An 8,987-nucleotide genomic window follows, 5' to 3' on the forward strand; every position below is an offset into this window, starting at 1 on the left:
AACAGCATAATCAACCATTCCGTTTCTCAAACTTCAGTAAGAAGAAAAGCAGCCTTATTCGGCTGCCAATGCTGAGTGTATCCATATTATATCATATTTGCCAGTTTAACTGGGACAATCCTCTGCACTAAGAAAGTGAAATTTTGGCGCCTGGCATGCAGGCTGGGTCCATATAGTGGTTAGGGTCAGTACTCATGACACGGATTACTCGATAGTCATGATTTTCTGTCCATTCAGCCATGACTGGAATTCCGTTATATGTGATCATGACCTGGTTTACAGCACCCTCATTACTTGGCGGGAATACCTGCTCATGAGGCATCATTGTATAAAGGATCATTGTACAATCACTTCATTCTCTTGTTTATTTAATTCGATCAGTTCATTCAGCTTTTTCATCGCTTGCCCGATGCCGCCGACTTCATGAATAAGGCCAGTTTTAACCGCGTCAATGCCAATCACATTCGTGCCGATGTCCCTGGTCAAGTTCCCCTTGGCGAACATCAACTCTTTAAAGGTTTCCTCCTCAATATGAGAGTGCTTTGTCACAAAATTGACTACACGCTCCTGCATTTTATCCAAATATTCGAATGTCTGCGGCACACCAATAACCAGTCCAGTCAGACGTACTGGATGAATGGTCATTGTCGCAGTTTCAGCTATGAAAGAATAATCACATGACACAGCGATTGGCACCCCAATAGAATGGCCGCCGCCGAGTACTAGGGAAACAGTCGGTTTGGATAGAGAAGCAAGCATCTCAGAAATCGCAAGACCTGCTTCTACATCGCCGCCAACAGTATTTAAAATGACCAGCAGGCCTTCAATATTGGGATTTTGCTCGATCGCCACGATCTGCGGTATCAAATGTTCATACTTCGTCGTTTTATTATGAGGCGGCAGCTGCATATGCCCCTCTATTTGTCCTACAATCGTAAGGCAATGGATTTTTGTATCCTGCGACAGCTGCGGAACATTCGTCTGTCCCAGCTGCTGGATTTTCTCAAGCAGGCCAGATGACTTATTTTCTCTTTCGCCTTCCTGCCCCTCCTGGTTTTCTGAACTAAGATTATTCATTTCCTTTTCCATCCAATACTGCTCCCTTCAGGCATGATAATGTTAGTATGAACATCATCCGCTTTTTCATTCGGGGAGAGCAGAGTATGGTATTCAAGGTGAATTCATGGGATTTCATTGTTAAAATCAAAATATTGACTATTTCAACCACGTGCTTTAGGAATTAACAAACGCTTTGTATAAAAATCCGGAAAAACCATAGTATAAGAGCACTGGTGTTAAGCCAGTGCTCTTTTCCCTCTATTTCACTTCCATGATGATCGGCATAATCATTGGACGCCGTTTTGTTTTTTCGAATAAATAATGATTCAAAGAATCCCTGATGTCTTGTTTCATGCTGGGCCAATCAAAGGATTCCTTTGAAATACTTTTTTCAACAATCTCCCGGACGAGCGCTGTCGAATCCGTCATAAGCTTTTCTGATTCTCGTACATAAACGAATCCACGTGAAATGACTTCAGGTCCAGCGGCGATTTTCCTGTCTGCTTTGTTAAGCGTGACGACAACGATCAAAACCCCGTCCTGGGAAAGCAGCCTGCGGTCACGGAGCACGATATTGCCAACATCGCCTACACCAATTCCGTCAATCAAAGTATTGCCCGCTACAACTCTTTCTGTGGACCTTATTTTCCCTCCAGAGATTTCAACGACATCCCCTCGATCCGGAATGAAGATGTTTTCTTCGGGGACACCACATGCTAATGCAACTTTCTTGTGCGCTTTTAGCATTTTGTGTTCACCATGTACAGGAATAAAAAATTTAGGACTCATCAGGTGGATCATGAATTTCAATTCTTCCTGACTGCCATGGCTGGAAACCTGGACGCTCTTTTTGCTCGAAACGACAGTGGCCCCAGCCCGGTAAAGCATATCAATTGTTTTATATATGAATACTTCGCTTCCCTTTAGCGGCGAAGCCGCAATCAGGACCGTGTCACCTTCCTTGATATTTACCTGTGGATGAACTTGTTTAGCCATTTTTTGCAGTGCCTCTATAGGCTCTCCCTGGCTGCCAGTTGTCAAAATGACAATTTCATCGGCCGAATAGTCCTTAATGTCATCAACGGGGATAATCAAATCGTCATCAACTGTTAAATATCCCAGCCCAAGAGCAATATCATATACTCGCTTTAAGCTTTTTCCGACTACAGCAACCTTACGGCTATTTGCTGCGGCGCTGTCAAAAAGATGCTGAATCCTGTTGATATCAGATGCAAAGCATGCAGCAATGATCCGGCCCTGGGCATTATAGAACACAGTCGAAAGTTCTTCGACCACCGTTGACTCCGAGGGTGTATAACCCGGTTTTTCTGCATCTGTGCTGTCAGAAAGAAGGCATAATACACCCTTTTCCCCGAGCGCTGCCATCTTGCCAATTTCAGGCTTATACATGGCTGTAGCTGCCTGGTCGAATTTAAAATCTCCCGTATGTACAATCGCACCCTCGGAAGTATTGATACTGACGCCAACTGAATCCGGGATACTGTGATTTGTCTTGAAAAATGAGACCGATACCGTCCCAAATTCCAAGATTGAATTCGAATTGATTTCATGAAAATCCACTGAACCGGAAAATTCCTGTTCCTTCATTTTTTCTCTCGCAAGCGCAAGCGTCAATTTTGTGCCATACACCGGAACATTTATTTTCCGCAGAACATACGTCAAAGCTCCCATATGATCCTCGTGGCCATGTGTAAGGAAAATTCCTTTGACCCTTTCGCTGTTCGATGTTAAGTAGGAAAAGTCCGGGATGACTACGTCGATTCCAAGCATCTCATCCTCAGGAAACATCAATCCTGCATCTACTACAAATATATCGCCGTCCACTTCGGTGACATACATGTTCTTTCCGATTTCCCCTACGCCACCAAGTGCAATAATTTTAATAGTATCATTTTTTTTCGTATTCAATTTTTCGCTCCTCCTAGGTTGATATGGGCCGACCGTGACCAGTTAAAATTATTATACTTGATGACAGAAAATCTTTACAACTTAATTCTTTTGTGTTTTGAGTAAGCATTGGACCTCATTTATTTCCCTTTTTCATCCTTTTGACTCAGTACTCCCCGCTTTTACCGTCTTGGCTTTCGGGTTCGATTCTTGGGCAATGCCGGAGCTCTGCTTGTTTTACAAACTTTACTTAACATTGAGCATTACGAATCCAATAAATAAAAATAAAGCCAACCGCGTTCGGTTGGCTTTAAGAATTCTATTGAAATAATTTAGCTACTGCGCTTCTTTCTTGTTCTGTTAACGGGACCATCGGCAAGCGGACTGATCCGACGTCGAGTCCTTTTAACTGCAATGCTGTTTTTACAGGTCCCGGACTTGGCGCTGCGAATAAGCCCTGCATGATTGGCAGAAGGCGCTGGTGAAGTTTTGCTGCATCTTCATTTCTTCCGCTGAAGAAGGCGTCTACCATAGCCTGCATTTCATTTCCGATAACGTGGGATGCGACTGAAACGATTCCCGTACCCCCGATTGCCAGGACAGGAAGTGTCAGTCCGTCATCACCACTGTATAGAAGGAAGTCATCCGGAGTGTTTGCGATGATCTTTGTCATCGCATTCAAGTCGCCGCTCGCTTCTTTGACTGCTACAATATTTTGAATTTCAGCAAGTTTAATGACTGTTTCAGGCAGGATATTCACAACAGATCTGCCCGGGATGTTATATACCATTACCGGGAGGGACGTAGCTTCTGCTGCCGCTTTGAAATGCTGGTATAAACCTTCCTGGCTTGGTTTATTGTAATATGGCGCCACGATCATTATTGCGTCAACGCCAAGCTGCTCAGCTTTTTTTGTCAGTTCGATTGTAGCATATGTGTTGTTGCTTCCAGTTCCAGCAATGACAGGCACTCGCTTGTCAACGACCTTTACGACATGCTGGAATAGCGCTACCTTTTCCTCTTTAGAAAGAGTTGGCGATTCTCCTGTTGTCCCTGCGACAACAATTGAATCTGTTCCATTATCAATCAAATGGTTTACTAGCTGCGTCGTTTTTGCGAAATCAATGTGCCCCTTATGGTCAAAAGGGGTTACCATTGCTGTGGATATTCTTCCGAAAAGAACCATTCTTGTTCACTCCTCTTCTGTCTCGCTTCCTGCAGCCAGGAGGATGCTTTCAGTAAAAAGCCCCCTGGCTAAGGAATCTTGAATTCAATTTATATATCGTGGCGCTCGAATTCTGCTGTTTCTTCTTGGAGCTGAAAAGCATCATGCAAAGCGTTCACAGCCTTGCTCAAATCTTCCTGCTTCACAAGAACCCAGATTGTCGTATGACTGTCCGCAGACTGCAGGATGCGGATACCTTTTTCCGATAAAGCTGTGACGATCTTCGAAGTTACCCCCGGGACGCCTGCCATTCCTGCTCCAACAACGGATACCTTGGCACAGTTTTTCTCGATCTGCGGAGTGTGTCCCAAACCTTCAAGAACTTTATTCGCCCGGCTGGTCATTTCGTCTGAAACGGTGTATACGACACCGTTTGGTGAAATATTGATAAAATCGACACTGATGTTTTCATTGGCCATCGCCTTAAAAACTTCAGACTGCAGATTGTATTGATCTTTCTTTGCAAACACCTTGATTTGGCTGACGTTTGAAACATGGGCAATGCCAGTTACTGGCCGTTCCTTTATATCCGTCCCCTTGTTCTCGCGATTAAGCGCGGTAACAAGAGTGCCGGGGCTATCAGAATAAGTAGACCTGATTCTGATCGGAACTTTTGCCTGCATGGCAATTTCGACTGCACGAGGATGGATCACTTTTGCACCCTGGTAAGCCATATTGCAAACCTCTGTGTAGGTTACAACAGACAGAGGCCTTGCATTTTCAGCAATCCTTGGGTCAGCGGTCATGATTCCTTCCACATCCGTGAAGATGTCAATCCATTCCGCGTTCAAAGCGGCACCCAGTGCAGCGGCGGATGTGTCACTGCCGCCTCTGCCAATGGTTGTGATATCACCATTCTTGGCAGCCCCCTGGAAGCCTGCCACCACAACTGCGTCTACCTGCTCGAGTTCACGAAGCAACCGGTCGCATTTCATATCCAGGATCCTTGCATTCGTATGCTCGCTGTTTGTCCGAAACCCTGCCTGTGCCCCAGTAAGGGCTGTCGCACTGATTCCATTTTCAAGGAGCATATTAGCAAAAACGACGCTGGAAATCGTTTCTCCGCAGGAGAGCAAAAGGTCGTGCTCACGCTTGCTGATCATACTGCTATTGCCGCCGATCAAGCTGAGGAGCGTATCCGTAGCATAAGGGTCGCCCTTCCTTCCCATCGCAGAGACAACGACAACTGCTTTGTATCCTTCGGAAATCGCCTTCTTAATATGGCTCATGGCGTGATTTCGGCTTTCCTTATCCCGCACAGAAGTGCCGCCAAATTTTTGAACGATTATTTTCATCGTAACACCTCAGAAATTCTGTCATTTATAACTTTATGCAATTTATTTAACTAGCCCAAGTTTAACAAGGCTTTCTGCAATCTGTACTGAATTCCATGCAGCACCCTTTAAGAGGTTATCGGAAACGACCCACATATGGAAGCCATTATCGTTATCAAGGTCTTTCCTGACCCTGCCGACGAACACATCATTTTTACCGACACAGAATGCAGGCATTGGGTATAGCTGTTGGTCAGGATCATCCTGGAGGACTACTCCTGGTGCTTCTGCCAATAAAGCTTTTACATCCGCAGCAGTTACACCGCCCTCGCCTATCTCAAAATATACGGACTCTGAGTGGCCAGTGCCTACAGGCAGGCGGACACATGTTGCAGCTACATGAAGCTGTGGCATGTGCATGATTTTCTTAGTTTCATTGATCATCTTCATCTCTTCATATGTGAAGCCATTATCCACAAAATTATCAATCTGCGGAATCGCGTTGAAAGCAATCTGATAATGCTTTTCAGCTGACTTTACAGGAAGGATTTTTGGCTCATATTCATCACCGTTAAGAATCGCCTGTGTTTGTTGCTCGAGCTCCTGTACTGCAGCTGCCCCAGCCCCAGAAACAGCCTGGTACGTTGACACAATGATTTTTTCGAGGCCGAATTTTTTACGTAAGGGCTCCAATGCAACAACCATCTGGATGGTAGAACAGTTAGGATTGGCAATAATGCCATTATGAGTATGCAAATCTGCTTCATTGACTTCTGGCACAACAAGCGGAATATTTTCATCCATCCTGAAGGCACTCGTATTATCCACTACAATTGCGCCACGTTTGACTGCTTCGGGTGCCAATTCCTTGGATACACTTCCACCTGCGCTGAAAAGGGCGATATCCACACCTTCAAAGCTTTCAGGCTTTGCTTCCTGTACTGTGATTTCATTTCCTTTATAATTAACCTTTGTACCAGCTGATCTTGATGAAGACAGCAACAATAGTTCTGACACAGGAAAGTCGCGGTTTTCCAGGGTCTGGATCATCTGCTGCCCGACTGCTCCTGTTGCTCCTACTACTGCTACACGGTAACCTTTTCTCTCTGACATTGCTGTTTCCCCTTCCACTACAAATATCGTTTTTAATATCCGGCTTATGCCGGTTCTGTTGTTAATATAAGTATAAAATGGCGGTTCATAAGAAATAACCGCCTTGTATATTATCCTATATTTTATCATAATCAATCATTAAGGAAAGAAACATTTTGCTTCACTGCCGGAGAAAAGCGTTTCCAGATTTAATTATCTTTGTAACGCTCAACGAGAACTGGCTGAATCTGGGTTCCATTCATTGCCGAAATGACTGTTTCAGACAGCATTTCCATGCGTGCAACCATGGAATTTGGTTTCTTGACTGGATCATCCTGGCCAAATGGAATAAAGAAAAGATTCTTTGTAGCCATCAGCCTCATCAAGTTTACACCGTTCAATCCTAACGCATCATTAGTTGAAATGCCAAGAACAACGGGCTTCAGGTTTCTTAATGTGGCCTTTGCAGCCATCAGAACCGGAGAATCTGTCATTGCATTTGCGAATTTGCTCATTGAATTCCCAGTCAGGGGAGCAATGACCATGCAGTCAAGCGGTATTTTTGGTCCCAGCGGCTCGGCTTTTACAATTGAATCAATGATTTTGTTGCCTGTCAGCTCCTCAATCCGCTGTACCCAGTCTTCACCCTTGCCAAACCGTGTTTCTGTATTTTTCACTGTGAAAGTGACAACAGGCAGTACTTCTGCGCCAGCGTTCACCAGCTTTTCTATTTCCGGAAATACTGCATCATACGTACAGTGTGAGCCTGTCAAACCAAACCCGATTTTCTTACCTTTTAAACTCATGCTTCTTTCTCCTTTCGGTTAGTAAAGTCTTCCATAAGCAGCTGAGAAAGAACGTTAGCTAAAATTTGCCCTGCAGTTTTTGGCGCTACAATCCCTGGCAATCCAGGGGCCAGCAATGCCTTGATTCCTCGTTTTTCTGCATAGCGAAAATCCGTTCCACCTGGTTTGGATGCAAGGTCAATGATTAAAGTATGAGCAGGCATCCTCGAAATCACAGAAGCAGTCACGATTAAATGCGGAATCGTATTGATACAAATGTCCGTATCTCCTACTGCCTTGCCTAAATCAGATAGATTGAAAGGCTCAAGGCCCATTTCAGCAATCCTTGCAATATGCTCACTTTTCCGGGCACCAACCTTCACTTTTGCGCCGAGTGCATGGAATGTGCGGGCGACACTCATTCCGACCCTTCCAAGTCCGAGGACTGCAACCCTTGATCCATGAATCGTAAAATCAGTATGCTGGATGGCCATCATGATTGTGCCTTCCACGGTCGGTATCGAGTTGTAAATTGCGACGTCATCCCGTTCGAATAGCTGCACCAGCTGGCGGTTGGCCTGTTTTGTAATTCCTGTCAAATATGCATTGCTGATGCCAGAATAAACCGTGCAATGTTCAGGGGTCCGTTCAAGCATTTCTTTTATAAGCACTACTTTTTCATTCGAGAAGATCGTTTCAACCTGGCCATCCAGGCTAGTTCCTGGAACCGGCAGGATCAAAGCATCCTGGGCTGAAAAATCCACTTCATCTATCTTTTCTTTTGAGGCACCTGTAAAAGCATGATCCAACTGCTCGAAGCCTATTAAAGAAAGCTTTGCATCAAGCTCTGTCAGCTTGCGAATAATCTCCAGCTGTCTCGCATCACCGCCGATAACCGCGATTTGCATTCCTGTCAGCATGAGAACAATCACCTTCTTTTCCATTAATCCTGGAATATAAAATCAATCTATTTGAACTACTTCAACATCATATGTATCAATTCGGGAATAGGTGAGTTTTCCATAAAAGAAAAGCGCCGGCAATATTGCCAGCGCAAAATGAATGTATCACTCTGACTTGTTGGATTTATGGACTTGTTCAATCAACATGGTTAAATTACAACATTAAGCTATTACAGAGAGAGACAACCAAAAAAATAAGCCGGCTAGTCAGCCCGCTTTCATTCTTCATCATCTGGTATATCAATGATGATCATATCCGATCCAATTTTTTTGATATGTTTCCAGGGTACCCTTACTTCTCCCCCTTGCTTCCTCAGTCCGAACCATTTCAAAGACGGGATGATCAATGCTTCGATTTGGCCGGTCCGTTCATTGATTTCCAAATCTGTTTGGCCAAGGATTCCCAATCTTTCTGCGCGTTTTACATCGACAATCTCTTTTCCGCCAAGTTCACTTAATTTCATGGTAGCCTCCCTCATCTCACTTACTTTGTCCTTATTCTATATGTATCAGTAAGTGAGATGTTTTAGAATACATATCCAATAAAAAGACAAAATCGAGTAGGAGGGGGTGATTAACCCCCGACCTCTCACACCACCGTACGTACCGTTCGGTATACGGCGGTTCAATTAAGTGTGACGTAGAAATTCATATCTTTGATATAGACTTTTGAGCCCTCGAT

9 protein-coding genes are annotated in these 8,987 nt (G+C 44.4%); all 9 read right to left on the minus strand.

Features of this window, described 5'->3' with window-relative positions; translation table 11 throughout:
- Positions 1 to 127 precede the first annotated feature (127 nt).
- Entirely contained in the window at positions 128 to 340 is a 213-nt protein-coding gene (locus M3204_RS18745; RefSeq protein ID WP_251485913.1) for a YlzJ-like family protein, read from the minus strand.
- Positions 337 to 1,089 carry a ClpP family protease gene (locus M3204_RS18750; RefSeq protein WP_251485915.1) on the minus strand — a complete coding sequence of 251 codons (753 nt, stop codon included), beginning with the start codon at positions 1,087 to 1,089 and terminating at the stop codon, positions 337 to 339. Before M3204_RS18750 ends, M3204_RS18745 begins: the two co-directional genes overlap by 4 nt.
- Positions 1,090 to 1,317: 228 nt before the next feature.
- The gene (locus tag M3204_RS18755) at positions 1,318 to 2,988 is read right to left on the minus strand and encodes a ribonuclease J (protein ID WP_251485917.1); all 1,671 of its coding nucleotides are present in this window, start codon (positions 2,986 to 2,988) and stop codon (positions 1,318 to 1,320) included.
- Positions 2,989 to 3,286: 298 nt separating this feature from the next.
- Complete coding sequence (dapA, locus tag M3204_RS18760) at positions 3,287 to 4,153, minus strand: 4-hydroxy-tetrahydrodipicolinate synthase (RefSeq protein ID WP_251485919.1); 867 nt, start codon at positions 4,151 to 4,153, stop codon at positions 3,287 to 3,289.
- Positions 4,154 to 4,242: 89 nt separating this feature from the next.
- Entirely contained in the window at positions 4,243 to 5,487 is a 1,245-nt protein-coding gene (gene dapG / locus M3204_RS18765; RefSeq protein WP_251485922.1) for an aspartate kinase, read from the minus strand.
- A gap of 42 nt (positions 5,488 to 5,529) precedes the next feature.
- Positions 5,530 to 6,579, minus strand: coding sequence for an aspartate-semialdehyde dehydrogenase (gene asd, locus M3204_RS18770; protein ID WP_251485925.1), 1,050 nt, complete (start codon positions 6,577 to 6,579; stop codon positions 5,530 to 5,532).
- A 188-nt stretch (positions 6,580 to 6,767) separates the two neighbouring features.
- The gene (gene dpaB / locus M3204_RS18775; RefSeq protein WP_251485928.1) at positions 6,768 to 7,364 is read right to left on the minus strand and encodes a dipicolinate synthase subunit B; all 597 of its coding nucleotides are present in this window, start codon (positions 7,362 to 7,364) and stop codon (positions 6,768 to 6,770) included.
- Positions 7,361 to 8,263: a dipicolinic acid synthetase subunit A gene (gene dpaA, locus M3204_RS18780; RefSeq protein ID WP_251485933.1), complete on the minus strand. Its 903-nt coding sequence runs from the start codon at positions 8,261 to 8,263 to the stop codon at positions 7,361 to 7,363. Before dpaA ends, dpaB begins: the two co-directional genes overlap by 4 nt.
- A 260-nt stretch (positions 8,264 to 8,523) precedes the next feature.
- Positions 8,524 to 8,769: a YlmC/YmxH family sporulation protein gene (locus M3204_RS18785; protein WP_251485935.1), complete on the minus strand. Its 246-nt coding sequence runs from the start codon at positions 8,767 to 8,769 to the stop codon at positions 8,524 to 8,526.
- Positions 8,770 to 8,987: the final 218 nt, after the last annotated feature.

Source organism: Mesobacillus subterraneus, from assembly GCF_023715485.1.
GTDB lineage: Bacteria > Bacillota > Bacilli > Bacillales > Cytobacillaceae > Mesobacillus > Mesobacillus subterraneus_B.